This window comes from Polaromonas sp., from assembly GCF_035638815.1.
Classification (GTDB): Bacteria; Pseudomonadota; Gammaproteobacteria; order Burkholderiales; family Burkholderiaceae_C; genus Polaromonas.
Map to the genome: position 1 here is coordinate 1 of NZ_DASQZG010000025.1, position 15,561 is coordinate 15,561.

The 15,561-nt window shown below is 59.7% G+C and carries 12 protein-coding genes; all 12 read left to right on the top strand.

The genetic code is table 11. The features are described 5' to 3' along the window. The coding region (locus tag VE934_RS15505; protein WP_324889114.1) for a TRAP transporter large permease at positions 1–1,155 on the top strand (1,155 nt) is incomplete at its 5' end. A 24-nt stretch (positions 1,156–1,179) separates the two neighbouring features. Continuing rightward, complete coding sequence (locus tag VE934_RS15510) at positions 1,180–2,487, top strand: glucarate dehydratase family protein (protein WP_324889116.1); 1,308 nt, start codon at positions 1,180–1,182, stop codon at positions 2,485–2,487. Positions 2,488–2,489: 2 nt separating this feature from the next. Beyond that, positions 2,490–3,542 carry a lactonase family protein gene (locus tag VE934_RS15515; RefSeq protein WP_324889118.1) on the top strand — a complete coding sequence of 351 codons (1,053 nt, stop codon included), beginning with the start codon at positions 2,490–2,492 and terminating at the stop codon, positions 3,540–3,542. 5 nt (positions 3,543–3,547) lie between these two features. Further along, on the top strand, positions 3,548–5,116 hold the full coding sequence (gene garD / locus VE934_RS15520; RefSeq protein WP_324889120.1) for a galactarate dehydratase: 1,569 nt from the start codon (positions 3,548–3,550) through the stop codon (positions 5,114–5,116). A gap of 57 nt (positions 5,117–5,173) precedes the next feature. Beyond that, complete coding sequence (gene kdgD, locus VE934_RS15525; protein ID WP_324889122.1) at positions 5,174–6,085, top strand: 5-dehydro-4-deoxyglucarate dehydratase; 912 nt, start codon at positions 5,174–5,176, stop codon at positions 6,083–6,085. Positions 6,086–6,115: 30 nt separating this feature from the next. After that, positions 6,116–7,555, top strand: a complete 1,440-nt coding sequence (locus VE934_RS15530; RefSeq protein ID WP_324889124.1) for an aldehyde dehydrogenase family protein — start codon at positions 6,116–6,118, stop codon at positions 7,553–7,555. Positions 7,556–7,597: 42 nt separating this feature from the next. Beyond that, on the top strand, positions 7,598–8,380 hold the full coding sequence (gene garL, locus VE934_RS15535) for a 2-dehydro-3-deoxyglucarate aldolase (protein WP_324889126.1): 783 nt from the start codon (positions 7,598–7,600) through the stop codon (positions 8,378–8,380). A 410-nt stretch (positions 8,381–8,790) separates the two neighbouring features. After that, the gene (locus VE934_RS15540) at positions 8,791–9,687 is read left to right on the top strand and encodes a 2-hydroxy-3-oxopropionate reductase (RefSeq protein WP_324889128.1); all 897 of its coding nucleotides are present in this window, start codon (positions 8,791–8,793) and stop codon (positions 9,685–9,687) included. 234 nt (positions 9,688–9,921) lie between these two features. Beyond that, complete coding sequence (locus VE934_RS15545; protein ID WP_324889131.1) at positions 9,922–10,890, top strand: TRAP transporter substrate-binding protein; 969 nt, start codon at positions 9,922–9,924, stop codon at positions 10,888–10,890. Positions 10,891–11,243: 353 nt separating this feature from the next. Then, the gene (locus VE934_RS15550) at positions 11,244–11,879 is read left to right on the top strand and encodes a glutathione S-transferase family protein (RefSeq protein WP_324889133.1); all 636 of its coding nucleotides are present in this window, start codon (positions 11,244–11,246) and stop codon (positions 11,877–11,879) included. 112 nt (positions 11,880–11,991) lie between these two features. Beyond that, a complete protein-coding gene (locus VE934_RS15555) occupies positions 11,992–14,841 on the top strand; it encodes a type I restriction-modification enzyme R subunit C-terminal domain-containing protein (protein ID WP_324889135.1) in 2,850 nt (949 codons plus the stop codon). Then, the gene (locus tag VE934_RS15560) at positions 14,838–15,428 is read left to right on the top strand and encodes a restriction endonuclease subunit S (RefSeq protein ID WP_324889137.1); all 591 of its coding nucleotides are present in this window, start codon (positions 14,838–14,840) and stop codon (positions 15,426–15,428) included. The genes VE934_RS15555 and VE934_RS15560 overlap by 4 nt, the downstream gene beginning before the upstream one ends. Positions 15,429–15,561: the final 133 nt, after the last annotated feature.

Here is a 15,561-nt window from a genome sequence, read left to right on the forward strand (position 1 = left end):
GTCGGCGGCATGCAGGTGTTTTCATTCCTCGCCATTCCCTTCTTCGTGTTTGCCGGTGAGCTGATGCTTTACGGCGGCATTGCCGAGCGTATTGTGCGTTTCGCCAACAGCTTGGTCGGCCATGTGCGCGGCGGTCTGGGCATGAGCAACGTCGTCGGCTGCACGCTGTTTGGCGGCGTGGCGGGTTCCGCTCTGGCCGACGTGTCAGCCATGGGCTCGGTGATGATCCCGCTGATGAAGAAAGAGGGCTACGACGCGGACTATGCAGTCAACGTCACCACCCACTCCGCTCTGGTCGGCGTGCTGATGCCAACCTCGCACAACCTGATCATCTTCACGCTGGCCACCACGGGCATCGCCTCCGTCAGTGTGCTCAGCCTCATTCTGGCCGCTGTCATCCCGGCCTTGCTGCTCACGCTGTGCAACCTGGCCGCGGCTTATTACGTGGCCGTGAAGCGCGGCTACCCAACACGTGGCGACTTCAAGGGCTGGCACGAGGTCATGGTGGCCGGTGTAGCCGCGTTGCCCGGCCTGCTGATCGTCGCGATCATCCTGATCGGCATTCTTTCCGGCGTGTTCACCGCAACCGAGTCAGCGGCGACAGCTGTGTTGTGGGCTCTGTTCGTGACGGCGATTGTCTATCGCTCGCTGAGCTGGAAGAACTTCATCAAGGCATGCGCCAAGGCCTGCAAGACCACCGGCGTTGTGCTGCTGTTGATCGGTATATCCGCGGCTTTCGGCTACTTTATGGCGCTGTATGAAGTGCCGCAAAAAACCGGCTTGTTGATGACGTCAATCTCCAGCGAACCCTGGGTCATCTTTTTGATGATCAACGTGATGCTGTTCATCCTGGGCACCTTCCTCGACATGGCTGCCACCATTCTGGTGTGCACACCCATCTTCCTGCCGATTGCCATGCAGTTCGGTATGGACCCGGCGCAATTCGGCATCGTCATGCTGATCAACTGCGCCCTCGGCCTAAACACACCACCGGTGGGGGTGACGCAATTCGTCGGGTGCGCGATCGGGGAGATATCGGTCGGGGAGGTGATGAAGTCCATCCTCCCCTTCTACGGTGCGCTGACCTTCTGCCTCATGCTGGTCACCTACGTGCCTGCTTTTTCGATGTGGCTCCCCAGCATGTTTGCGCGTTGAGCCGGTGTCCCAAACAAAAGTTTCATGACTATTTCGCACGTTATCCGGCACGTTCGCATCACACCCATTGCGTTTCGTGACCCGCCGCTCCTGAATGCGGCCGGCATTCACGAACCCTGGGCCCTGCGTTCGATCATTGAGCTGGAAACCGATTGTGGCCGCGTGGGCATCAACGAAAGTTACGGTGATCTGCCGATGCTGCAGGCGCTGGCCAAGGTGGCGCCCACGCTCGTCGGGCTTTCGCCTTGGGCTCTGACCGAGATGGAAGTGCGCGTTGCTGCGCAGGTCACACCTCCGGCGCAGACCGCGTCGGAATTCCTCGGTCAGCAGGTATCGCTGGCGCCGGGCACCCATGTGTCCAAAACGGTAGCCAAAGTCATCAGCGCCTTCGAGGTTGCCATGCTGGATCTGCAGGGCCAACTGGCAGGCGCGCCCGTGGTGGATCTGCTGGGCGGCGCGGCCCGCGACCGGGTGCCGTTTTCGGCCTACCTGTTCTACAAGTACGCCGAACACATCGACAAGCCCTCATCATCCGGTTACCCGGCCGATCCCTGGGGCGAGGTCCTCGCGCCAGAGCAGTTGGTGGCGCAGGCGCGCCGAATGATTGCGCAGTACGGCTTCAAAAGCATCAAACTCAAGGCCGGCGCCTTGCCACCGGAGCAGGAAGCCGCAGGGTTGCTGGCGCTTGCCGACGCCTTTCCCGGTCTGCCACTGCGCATCGACCCCAATGCCAACTGGACCGTTGCGACCAGTTTGAAAATTGTGGAAAAACTGCGCGGCGTGCTGGAGTATTACGAAGACCCTGCGCCTGGCCTGGAGGGCATGGCTGCCGTTGCGCGTGAGTGCGAGGTGCCGCTGGCCACCAACATGGTGGTGACCGACTTTGCCGAGTTCCGCCGCAACGCCGACATGGGTTGCCCGGTGAAGATTGTGCTGTCCGACCACCACTACTGGGGCGGCTTGCGTGTCACACAACAACTGTCGCGTCTGTGCAGCACTTTTGATCTTGGCCTGTCCATGCACAGCAATTCGCACCTGGGCATCAGCCTGGTGGCCATGACGCACCTGTGTGCCAGCGTACCGCTGCTCACTTACGCCTGCGACACCCATTACCCCTGGCAGGACGAAGAGGTGGTGGAGGGCGGCCGGTTGCAGTTTGAGGACGGCAGCCTGCGCGTGCTCACGGGCCCCGGTCTGGGCGTGACGCTGGACCGCACGGCCCTGGCCCGCCTGCATGACAACTACCTGCACTGTGGCATCCGCAATCGCGACGACCTGGGGCAGATGCGCAAATACGACCCGGCGTTTACTGGCGCACAACCCCGCTTCTGACCATGCCCACCACTAATTCTGAACAATCTGCACACACGGCCGCCTCGGCCACCTGGGTCTACGTTTCCAACGCCGACAGCCAGGACATCTCCGTTCTGGAGCTGGACCGCAACGCTGGCACGCTCAAACCGGTCGCCACCGTCCCCGTTGGCGGCACGGCCATGCCCATGGCGGTCAGCAAGGACAAAAAATTTCTCCATGTGGCGGTGCGGTCGCAGCCCTTTCGTGTCGTCACCTTCGCCATCGACGGCGCCGCTGGTGGCCTGAAGAAGCTGGGCGAATCAGCGCTGGCTGACAGCATGTGCAACATCGACCTGGATCCGAGCGGCAAGTGGCTGTTTGCGGCGTCTTACGGCGGCAACAAGATCACCGTGAACAGCATCACCGCCGAAGGTGTTGTCGGCCCTGTGCACCAGCTGTTGCACACCGCACCCAATGCACACGCCATCCATGCCGATGCGTCGGGGCGCTATGTATTCGCCACCAGTCTGGGCGGTGACAATCTGTCCAGCTGGAAGTTCGACGCTGAGAAAGGCCTGCTGTCACCCAACGCCCCCGCTCTGGTGAACGTAGCGCCGGCCAAAACCGGCCCGCGGCACTTTACCTGGGACAAGGCTCAAAAATTCATGTACTTGCTCAACGAGCTGGACGGCGGCGTTGACGTGTTTGCCTATGACAACGCCAAGGGCAGCCTGCACCACCTGCAGCGCAGTACAGTCGTGCCACCGGCTTTTGATGGCAAGGTCTGGGCAGCTGATTTGCAGATTTCGCCGGACGGGTCCTATCTGTATGGCTCGGAGCGCACTTCCAGCACGCTGACCACTTTCAAAGTTGACGCGGCCACCGGGCAAATTCAGGTTGTGGGCCACACACCGACTGAAAAAGTACCACGCAGTTTTGCGGTCGACTCAAGCGGGCGTTTCCTCATCGCCTGCGGCCAGGAGTCGCACAGTGTTTCGCTGCACCCCATCGATGCTGCGACCGGGCTGCCCGGCGCGCCATCGCGCCTGCCCGTGGGCCAGAACCCCAATTGGGTTGAGATCGTCGATTTCTGATGGCCATGCCTGAAATCAGATCCCCGCTGTCCATCCGTATGCATGTTGCGGACAACGTCGCCATCGTGGCTAACGATGGCGGCCTGGAGCCGGGCGCTGTATTTGCTGACGGACTGGTCCTGCTCGAACGTGTGCCGCAAGGTCACAAGGTGGCGCTGACCGACCTGCCCAAGGGTACGGCCGTGCTCCGCTACAACGTGGCGATTGGCTACGCCCTGAAAGACATTCCCGCCGGCAGCTGGGTGCATGAGCGCCTGCTTGAGATGCCGGCCGCACGCGGACTTGAGGGCCTGCCGATGGCAACCGCAGCGCCGGTGCGCATGTCGCCGCTGGAGGGCTACACCTTTGATGGCTATCGCAATGCTGATGGATCTGTGGGCACCCGCAACATCCTGGCCATTACGACCACTGTGCAGTGCGTAGCAGGTGTGGTTGAGTTTGCAGTCAAGCGCATCAAGGAAGAATTGCTCCCGCGTTTTCCCAACGTGGACGATGTGGTGGGCCTGGAACACACCTATGGCTGCGGCGTAGCCATAGACGCGCCTGACGCCATCATTCCCATCCGTACACTGCGCAACATCACCCTCAACCCCAACTTTGGCGGCGAAGTGATGGTAGTCAGCCTGGGCTGCGAAAAGTTGCAGCCTGAGCGCTTGTTGCCGCCAGGCAGCTTTGCCATTGTTGATGAGCGCAAGCCCGCTGCTGATGCAGCGCTTGATGTGGTGTGCCTGCAGGCTGAAAACCATGTCGGCTTCATGTCGATGATTGATTCCATCATGCAAACCGCCGTGCGACACCTGGAGCGGCTTGATGCGCGGCGCCGCGAGCCCGTACCCGCCAGTGAGCTTGTGGTGGGTGTGCAGTGTGGTGGCAGCGACGCTTTTTCTGGCGTCACCGCCAACCCCGCGGTCGGTTTTGCTACCGATCTGCTGATACGCGCCGGCGCCACCGTGATGTTTTCTGAAACCACCGAAGTGCGCGACGGTATTGACCAGCTCACCTCACGCGCCAGCACACCCGAAATTGCCGAAGCCATGATCCGCGAGATGGCCTGGTACGACGCCTATCTGCAAAAAGGCATGGTTGACCGCAGCGCCAACACCACACCTGGCAACAAAAAGGGCGGCTTGTCCAACATTGTTGAAAAAGCCATGGGCTCCATCGTCAAGTCCGGCAGTGCACCCATCACCGGCGTGTTGTCGCCCGGTGAAAAGGTCAAACAAAAGGGTTTGATCTATGCCGCCACACCGGCCAGTGACTTCATCTGCGGCACGCTGCAGGTGGCCGCGGGGATGAATCTGCACGTGTTTACCACCGGCCGCGGTACGCCGTATGGCCTGGCCGAAGTGCCAGTCATCAAGGTGGCCACGCGTACCGACCTGGCCAGGCGCTGGCATGACCTGATGGATATCAACGCCGGCCGTATTGCCGATGGCGACGCCACCATTGCCGACGTGGGCTGGGAGCTGTTTCACCTGATGCTGGAAGTAGCCAGCGGCCGCAAAAAAACCTGGGCTGAGCACTGGAAGCTGCACAACGCGCTGGTGCTGTTTAACCCCGCACCCGTTACCTGACGCCGGCTTTCAAGCCCGGCATTTTTCTTTCCCTTTTCCTTTCTTTTCCAAATGAACATGACGCCTCAAGACCTCAAAACCATCATCGGCTCCGGCCTGCTTTCATTCCCCGTGACCGACTTTGATGAGCAGGGCGATTTCCGTCCCAAGACATATGCAGAGCGTCTGGAGTGGCTGGCACCTTACGGCGCCACAGCGCTGTTTGCGGCGGGCGGCACCGGTGAGTTCTTCTCGCTCACAGGTGACGAGTACCCGGCCATCATCAAGACCGCCGTGGACACCTGCCGCGGCAAGGTGCCCATCATTGCTGGCGTGGGCGGCACCACCCGCTTTGCGATTGCCTGCGCACAAGAGGCCGAGCGCCTTGGCGCGCACGGCATATTGCTGCTGCCGCATTACCTGACCGAGGCCTGCCAGGACGGCTTGATTGCCCACGTGGAAGCTGTGTGCAAAAGCGTCAAGTTTGGCGTCATTGTTTACAACCGCAACGTCTGCAAACTCACGCCCGAATCGCTGGCGATTCTGGCCGACCGCTGCCCCAATCTCATTGGTTTCAAGGACGGCTTGGGCGACATTGAGACCATGGTCTCCATCTATCAGCGCATGGGTGACCGTTTTGCCTACCTGGGCGGCTTGCCCACGGCAGAGGTTTATGCGGCGGCGTACAAAGCGCTGGGCACACCGGTGTACTCGTCAGCGGTCTTCAACTTCATCCCCAAGACCGCCATGGATTTTTACCATGCCGTCGCCAATGACGACCTGAAAACCCAGCACCGCCTGCTGCACGACTTCTTCATGCCTTACCTGGCTATCCGCAACAAGGCGCAGGGCTACGCGGTCAGCATCATCAAGGCGGGCGCAAAAATTGTGGGCCATGACGCTGGCCCGGTGCGCGCGCCACTGACAGACCTGAAGCCCGCCGAGATGGAAGAACTCGCCGCGCTGATCAAGACACTCGGCCCCCAGTAAGCACGCCCAACCGCTTAAGCAAAGAAATACATGACCACCAAATACGACAACCTCATCAACGGCCAATGGGTCGCGGGTAGCGCCTACACGCCCAACATCAACCCGTCCAATCTCAGCGACGTGATTGGTGAGTACACCCAGGCCAGCGCAGCCCAGCTTGACGAGGCTGTGCAAGCCGCGCGCGCTGCGTCTCCCGCATGGGCTACCTCTGGCATTCAGGCACGTGCCGATGCGCTCGACAAAATCGGCAGCGAGATCCTCGCCCGTAAAGAAGAGCTGGGCACGATGCTGGCTCGTGAAGAAGGCAAAACCAAGCCCGAAGGCATTGGTGAAGCCGCCCGCGCCGGCAATATCTTCAAATTCTTTGCTGGCGAGTGCCTGCGTCTGGCCGGTGAGATCGTTCCCTCGGTGCGGCCTGGCATTGGCGTTGAAGTCACGCGTGAGCCCGTGGGCGTGGTGGGTTTGATCACCCCGTGGAATTTCCCGATCGCCATCCCGGCCTGGAAAATTGCGCCGGCGCTGGCCTATGGCAACTGCGTGGTTTTCAAGCCCGCGGACCTGGTGCCAGGCTGCGCTTGGGCGTTGGCAGAAATCATCAGCCGCAGCGGCATCCCCGCTGGCGTGTTCAATCTCGTCATGGGCCGCGGCAGCGTCATTGGCGACCCACTGGTCAACCACCCTGGCATTGACGCCATCAGCTTCACCGGCTCCCAGGGTGTGGGCGCACGTATTGCCCAGCAGTGCGCGCTCAATCTCAAGAAAGTCCAGTTGGAGATGGGCGGCAAAAATCCGCAAATCATTCTGGACGATGCCAACCTGGAGCAGGCCGTCGAGCTGAGCGTGCAGAGCGCGTTCTTCTCCACTGGCCAGCGCTGCACCGCGTCCAGCCGCCTGATCGTGACCGACGGCATTTATGCCAAATTTGTAGAAGGCGTTACCAAACGCATGGCCACCCTCAAGGTGGGCGATGCACTGGCTGCCGGCATCGACATCGGCCCTGTTTCATCGCTCTCTCAGCTCGAGCAGGATTTGAACTACGTCGACATCGGCCAGAGCGAAGGTGCGGTGTTGGTGGCAGGCGGGGACCGCCTCAAGCTCGCCACCGAAGGTTTTTACATGGCCCCGGCCCTGCTGACCGATACCACGGCAGACATGCGTATCAACCGCGAAGAAGTGTTCGGCCCGGTGGCCAGCATCATCCGCGTGAAGGACTACGAGGCTGCACTGGCTGAAGCCAACAACACGCCGTTTGGACTGTCCGCAGGCATTGCCACCACATCACTCAAATACGCCACCCACTTCAAGCGCCACAGCCAGGCCGGCATGGTGATGGTCAATCTGCCAACTGCGGGCGTGGACTACCACGTGCCATTTGGCGGCCGTAAGGGCTCCAGCTACGGCGCGCGAGAGCAGGGCCGTTATGCGCAGGAGTTTTTCACCACCGTCAAAACGGCCTACACCCTGGCCTGACGCTTCGCTCGCGCCTATCACCACAACCCAAGCGAGACCACCATGTCACACCCCAATGCCTATCAGTCGTTTCCCAACAGTTTCAAGCGCGACTTGCTGGCGGGCAAGACACTGATTGGCTGCTGGGCAACGCTGTCCAACGCCATCACCACAGAGGCGCTGGGGGTTGCGGGGTTTGACTGGATTTTGCTGGACGGTGAGCACTCGCCCAACGACGTGACCACCTTCATCCCGCAACTGATGGCGCTCAAAGACAGTGTCAGTGCGCCGGTGGTGCGCCCATCGTGCAACAGCGCTGTTGAAATCAAGCAGTTGCTGGACGCGGGGTTTTATAACTTCCTGATCCCGTTTGTTGAAAGCGGTGAAGAAGCGCGCCGGGCTGTGTCAGCCACCCGCTACCCGCCGCAGGGCGTGCGCGGTGTGTCCATGAGTCAGCGCAGCAACCGGTATGGCACGGTGCCGGATTACTTCAAGGGCATCAATGACCAGATCTGCGTCATGGTGCAAATTGAAAGCCCGGCTGGCGTTGCCGCCGCACGCGACATTGCATCGGTTGAAGGAGTTGACTGTGTGTTTGTGGGTCCATCAGATCTGGCCGCGGGCCTGGGCCACTTGGGCAACACCGGCCACGCCGATGTGCAGGCCGCCATTGCTGCGGTGTTTGCGGATGCCAAAGCCTGCGGAAAACCTAGCGGCATTTTGGCGCCGGTAGAGGCAGATGCCCGCCGCTACCTGGCCATGGGCGCCACCTTTGTTGGTGTGGGCAGCGACCTGGGCGCCTTCCGCTCAGCCACGCAAGCCCTGCATGACAAGTTTCGCGTATGAGATTTCTGTCATCCCGGCCTGTCTCGCGAGAAGTATGGCTGGTAGAGCGCAGCGATGGATCCCGGATCTAGTCCGGGATGACAAGCGTGCGGGTGAGATGAATGTGTCGAAGAGTATTTTTTTCTGTCATCCCGGCCTGCGAGCCGGGATCCATGCCTCGCAAGAAGTAAGGACGCTGGAGCGCAGCGATGGATCCCGGATCTAGTCCGGGATGACAAGCGTGCAGATGAGATGAATGTGTCGAAAAGTATTTTTTCTGTCATCCCGGCCTACGAGCCGGGATCCATGCCTCGCAAGAAGCAAAGCCGCCAGAGCGCAGCGATGGATCCCCCCGGATCAAGTCCGGGGCAGGCTCCTCAAGTCCGGGATGACACACATAGATAGATGAATGAATTGAGGAGTATTTTGATATGAGCAAATTGGGATTCATCGGCCTTGGCATCATGGGTGCGCCCATGGCTGGCCATCTGGTCAACGCCGGGCACGAGGTGTTTTTGGCCACCCGCAGCGCAGTGCCTGCAGCACTGTTGACTGGCAAGGCCGTGGCCTGCGCATCAGCGGCTGAAGTGGCAGAAAAAGCCGACATCATTTTCATGATGCTGCCCGACACGCCGGACGTGCAAAAGGTTTTGTTTGGTGACAAGGGTGTGGCCGCAGGCTTGGCCAAGGCTGGCAAGGGCAAGGTGGTGGTCGACATGAGCTCCATCTCGCCGATGGACACCAAAGAGTTTGCGCAGAAGATCAACGCACTGGGCGCTGACTACCTGGATGCACCCGTCTCCGGCGGAGAAGTGGGCGCCAAGGCTGCAAGCCTCACCATCATGGTCGGTGGGCCTGAGGCAACATTTGAGCGCGTCAAACCCCTGTTCGAGCTGATGGGCAAAAACATCACACTGGTGGGTGCCAATGGCGACGGGCAAACCTGCAAGGTGGCCAATCAGATCATCGTGGCGCTGAACATTGCCGCCGTGGGCGAGGCGCTGCTGTTTGCCAGCAAGGCCGGCGCAGACCCAGCCAAGGTGCGTCAGGCGCTGATGGGCGGCTTTGCGGCCTCGCGCATTCTGGAAGTGCATGGCGAGCGAATGATCAAGCGCACTTTCAATCCCGGTTTTCGCATCGGCCTGCATCAAAAAGACCTGGGCCTGGCCCTGAGTGGTGCGCGCGCGCTGGGTGTGGCGCTGCCGCAAACCGCCAGCGCCGCCCAGCTGATGCAGGTGTGCAGTGCCAACGGCATGCAAGACCTGGATCACTCTGCGCTGGTGCGCGGCCTTGAACTGATGGCCGGGCATGAGGTGGCCAAAGCCTGAGGGCCTTGGCGCTATTTCTGTGTAGTGACCATGACACCGCAAAACCAGCACACCTTTTTCAACCCGGAGCGCAAGCGATGGGGCTGAAGTGATGACAAAAGCCAGCATCACGCTGGGCTGACAAATTTCCCGGAAGAAACCAAGGTGCGTTGCCAACGGCGGGTTGGCAGCGATGGAGAGGCACGTGCGTACCCCGTCAGGCGAAGCCATTTTTTAACAACCAGGAGACAAGACATGCGTACTTTCACTAAAACCCTTTTGTGCCTTTCACTCGCGCTTGGCGCTGGCGCCAGCATGGCCCAGACAAAACTCCGGGCGTGGAATATTCACCCCGACGGCTACCCCGTGACCGAGGCCATGAAAAGCTTCGCCGAGCAGGTAGGCAAAGCCACCAGCAACCGTTATCAGATCGAAATTTTCTCCAACGGCTCTTTGGGTGACCAGCCCAAGGCCGTGCAGATGCTCAAGACTGGCGAGATTGATTTGGCCGAGTTCAGCTCTGGCCCCTTGTCTGATGCGGTGCCCGGCATCAAGGTTTTGAACCTGCCGTTTTTGTTTACCGACTCGGCGCATATGTTTCGCCACCTGGACGGCAAGCTGGGCGAGCGCTTTGCCACCAACCTGAAAAACGCCGGCTTTGTCGTGCTGGGCTGGTATGACGGCGGCGGCCGCTCTTTCTATTGCGCCAAACCCGTCAACACACTGAAGGACCTGGCAGGCGCCACCATCCGCGTGCAGCAGTCCGAGATTTACCTTGAGATGATTAAGCTGATGGACGCCAAGCCAGTGGCCCTGCCATTTAAAGACGTGCTCGGCGCGCTGCAAGAAAACAAGGTTGACTGCGCTGAGAACAACATGCCATCGTATGAAGGAACTGGCCACTACAAAGTAGCCAAAAACGTGTTTGTCACCAACCACGTTGTGTCGGCCGAGGCGCTCGTTGTATCCACAAAGCTTTGGGACAAACTTAGCGCCGAGGACAAAAAAGCCTTCTCTGCAGCAGGCGCTAAATCTGCGCTGCTGATGCGCGCCCTGTGGACTGCCCGTGTGGCATCCGCCACAGAGATCGCAACCAAAAACGGCTCAACCTTCGTCAAGCCGCGCGATGTGTCTCCCATGGTTCGCCGCATGAGCCCGCTGTACGGCAAATACATGGCCGACCCCACCACACGTGAAGAGCTGCTGACCATCATCGCCAAGTAAGAGTGATGGTGTCGGTTTGCTATCGAGTTGATAGCAAACTTTGTCCGCGGTTATTGGGCAGAAGCCGCTTTTTATTCGCAATCGCGAGTGAGTAGCGGCTTTTTGCTTTAAACAAAGCGAAAGTGGCAACGGGTGCGCTCAGCCGCACGCGGCCCGCTGCCATGTCATCCCCGACCTTGGGCGTCATCCCCGACTCGATCGGGGATCCATCCCCGCTCCCGACTCGTCCCCCCTTTTGCCCTGAGCCCGTCAAGGGGCCCAGTCTTGTCATCCCCGACTTGATCGGGGTTCCATGCCCCGCTTTCCTGCAGCCTGTGGCAGACTGCGCTGTCCCCCAACAGCCCAACAAAAACATGACCATCCAGCTCCACACATTCGACACCCCCAACGGCCGCAAGATCAGCGTCGCGCTGGAAGAAATGGGCCTGCCCTATGAAGTGCACGTCGTCGACATCAGCAAGGGCGAGCAGTTTGACCCGGCCTTCCTCAAGATCAGCCCCAACAACCGCATCCCCGCCATCATTGACCCAGACGGCCCAGACGGCCAACCCATCAGCGTGTTTGAATCAGGCGCCATCCTCATCTACCTGGCAGAAAAGACCGGCAAGTTCTTGCCCAAAGACACACGTGCCCGCGTGGCGGTGCTGGAGTGGCTGATGTTCCAGATGGGTGGCTTCGGCCCCATGCCCGGCCAGGCGCATCACTTTTTGGGCCTGACCAACGAGGCCGACAAACGCTACGGCGCAGAACGCTACCTGGCCGAGACCCGCCGACTCTATGGCGTCATGGACCGCCGCCTGGCAGGCAACACCTTCATCGCCGGCGAAGAAATTTCAATTGCCGACTTCGCCATCATTGGCTGGGCATGGCGGCACGAGAAGCACAAGGTCGACCTCGCAGATTTTCCGAATGTGCTGCGCTGGTATGGGGTGATGATGGCGCGGGACGGGGTGGGTCGGGGGTTTGCGGTGGCGTTGAAGCGTCCCTGAACGACCGGTGCCCCGCTACAAATTACATAGCAATCAGTGTTTGTCCTCTAAGGGCTGACCATCGATTTGTTTCCCCATCTGAGGCTCTAGAATGACGACAGGGGGAGGGGGCATGACACCAGAAGCGAAAGCCAGAGTCGGAATCGACGCGCTGCTGCAGCAAGCGGGCTGGCACGTCTGCAATGTCGCCGATGCCAACATCCATGCTTCTGTAGGCGTCGCTATTCGCGAGTTCCCCCTCAATCCGGGTTTTGGTTTTGCCGACTACCTTCTGTACGTCAATGGCAAGGCATGTGGCGTCATTGAAGCCAAAAAAGAAGGCGCCACGCTTTCGGGAGTTGAAGTTCAGTCTGGACGCTATTCGCAGGGTCTGCCGACTACCCTGCCAGCCTGGCAAAGGCCTTTGCCCTTCCTGTGGGAATCAACGGGAGTTGAAACCCACTTTACCAATGGGCTTGATCCTCACCCACGTGCCCGTGGCGTATTCGCCTTCTTCCGTCCCGAGATGCTGGTGCAGTGGTTATCCGTTCGGGCTGAACCTGTCGAAGCCATCCCTTCGACAAGCTCAGGGCGAACGGCAGAAGAGCCTTTGGCCATGTACGGCGCAAGCTCAACTTTTCTTGCCCGCTTGCAGCACATGCCTCAGCTCATCACCGAATGGGGTGTAGGCGGCGCAAGCTACAACCTGTGGCCCGCGCAGATCACTGCCATCCAGAACCTTGAAAAAAGCCTGGCCGCCAACAAGCCCAAGGCCCTGATCCAGATGGCCACGGGCAGCGGCAAGACCTTCACCAGCATCAGCTTTATCTACCGCCTCATCAAGTTTGCCGGGGCGCGGCGCGTGCTGTTTTTGGTGGATCGCGGCAACCTCGCGCGCCAGACCAAAAAAGAGTTTGACGCCTACGCCTCACCCTACAACAACTACAAGTTTGGCGAAGAGTACATCGTCCAGCACCTGCAGAACAATCAGCTCGACAAAAGCGCCCGCGTGGTCATCTGCACCATCCAGCGCATGTTCAGCATGCTCAAGGGGCGAGAGCTGCCGGAAGAAGCCGACGAAGAAAGCACCGAGGGCGCAGAAAGCCTGTTCAAGGACCCGACACCGATGGGCTACAACCCGGCCATCCCCATCGAGACCTTTGACATCGTCGTCACCGACGAAGCGCACCGCAGCATTTACAACCTGTGGCGCCAGGTGCTGGAGTATTACGACGCTTATCTGATCGGCCTGACGGCCACGCCCAACAAGCAGACCTTTGGCTTCTTCAACCAGAACCTAGTCATGGAGTACGGCCACACACAGGCTGTAGCTGATGGCGTGAATGTCAACTACGACGTGTACCGCATCAAGACCGACGTGACGGAAGCCGGCGCCAAAGTTGAAAAAGGCTACTGGCTCGAAACGCTGGACAAAGCCACCCGCCGCAAGACCGCCTGGCAGCTCGACGAAGACTTTGAATACGACCCCTCGGAGCTGGACCGGGCGGTGCAAACGCCGGACCAGATTCGCACCGTGGTGCGCACCCTGCGCGACAAGTGGCAGACCGACCTGTTTCCCCAGCGCGAAGAGCTGCCCAAAACCCTGGTGTTCGCCAAAGACGACAACCACGCCGAGAAGATTGTAGAAATCCTGCGCGAAGAGTTTGGCCGGGGCAACGAGTTTGCGCAGAAGATCACCTACAAAACCACGGGCACCAGCCCCGAGCAACTGATCAAGGACTTTCGCACCGCCTACTACCCGCGCATCGCCGTCACGGTAGACATGATCGCCACCGGCACAGACATCAAGCCGGTGGAAATCGTGGTCTTCATGCGCAGCGTCAAAAGCCGCAGCTTCTTTGAGCAGATGAAGGGCCGCGGCGTACGCATCTGCAACCCGACTGACCTGCAGCAGGTCAACCCAGGCGAGCATGTCATCAAAGACCACTTCGTCATCGTCGATGCGGTGGGTGTATGCGAGCGCGACAAAACCGACAGCCGCCCCATGGATCAGAAAAAGGGCGTGCCGTTTGACAAGCTGCTGCAGGCCGTGAGCCTGGGCAATGTGGAAGACGAGGTCCTATCAAGCGTCGCCGCCAGGCTGGCCCGGCTGGACCGTGACCTGAGCGATACCGACAAAGGCAAGATCGCTGAGGCCAGCGGCGGCAAAAGCCTGCAAGACTTGGCGCGTGGCATTGTGCAGGCACTCAATATCGACGCCACACAAGACATGTCGCCCGCCGAGGCCGAAAGCAAGCTGCGCGAAGCGGCCAAACCCTTCAGCAACCCCGACCTGCGCAACCTCATCCTCAAGCTGCGCCAAAAGTCCGATCAGGTCATCGACATCGTCACCAAAGACACCTTGATCTCAGCCACCTTCACCGAAGGCTCAGACCGGGCCAAGGAGCTGGTGCGAAGCTTTGAAGCCTTCATCCAGCAGCACAAAGACGAAATCACCGCACTGCAAATTTTGTACAACCGCCCCACGCGTGCCCCACTCAAGTTTGATGACGTCAAAGCCCTGGCTGATGCGCTACATGCTCCGCCGCACCTGATCGACGAAGGTGCCCTGTGGCAAGCCTACGCCGCCATCCGCAAAGACAAAGTCAAAGGCGCCAGCCAGCGCCGCCTGCTGACCGATCTGGTCAGCCTGGTGCGTTTTGCCATGCAGCAAGACAATGAGCTGGTGCCTTATCCAGAGCGGGTACAGGCCAACTTCAAGGCCTGGCTTGCGCAGCACGGCCAAAGCACCCAGCCACGTCATTCCGGCCAAGGCCGGAATCCAGGTACCCCATTCACCCCCGAACAAATCCACTGGCTAGAAATGATCCGCGACCACATCGCCGCCAACCTTGGCATAGAAATAGACGACTTCGAATACGCCCCCTTCAACACCGAAGGCGGTTTGGGTAAAGTACACCAGCTCTTTGGGGCGGAACTGCCCAAGGTGATTGAGGAACTGAATCGGGAGTTGGAGGCGTGATTTCTGTTGATGCGTTGTTGGAAAAGCCTCTGCCTGCAGGTTGGACATGGAAGGCGATGGGGGACATAGCTGATGTTGTTAGCGGCGGCACGCCTAAAACCTCTGACGCCACCAACTTTGGCAGCGGTGACATACCTTGGCTTACGCCCGCCGACCTCTCTGGTTACGCTGAGAAGTATGTTGCCCACGGCGCGCGATTTTTGAGCTCGAAAGGTTTGCAGTCTTGTAGCGCCAAGGTCATACCGGCGGGGGCGGTTCTCTTTACATCCCGTGCTCCGATTGGATATGTCGCTATTGCGAGTAATCCAATCGCAACGAATCAAGGCTTCAAGAACTTTGTTTTGCGCGGTGACGTGCTTCCTGAGTACGTGTACTGGTGGCTAAAAGGCGCCAAGCAACTGGCGGAAAGTCTTGCGAGTGGCACGACGTTTCTGGAAATTTCCGGTACCAATGCTAAGAAGTTGCCGATCCCAATCGCTCCTTTGGCGCAACAGCGTGCAATCGTCGCCGAACTCGAAAAACAGTTCTCCCGCCTCGATGAAGCCGTCGCCAACGTCCAGCGCGTCAAAGCCAACCTCAAACGTTGATATGGCTTCTCTCTGTCAACAGGCCACAGCGATTTCTCTGCACCTTTACAGATAGTAGATTCTTCCTCTTTGGCCGGATGAGGAACGCGGCGGAGCCCTTTAGCTGCCACCCGATGTGGATGCGCGACGGTTG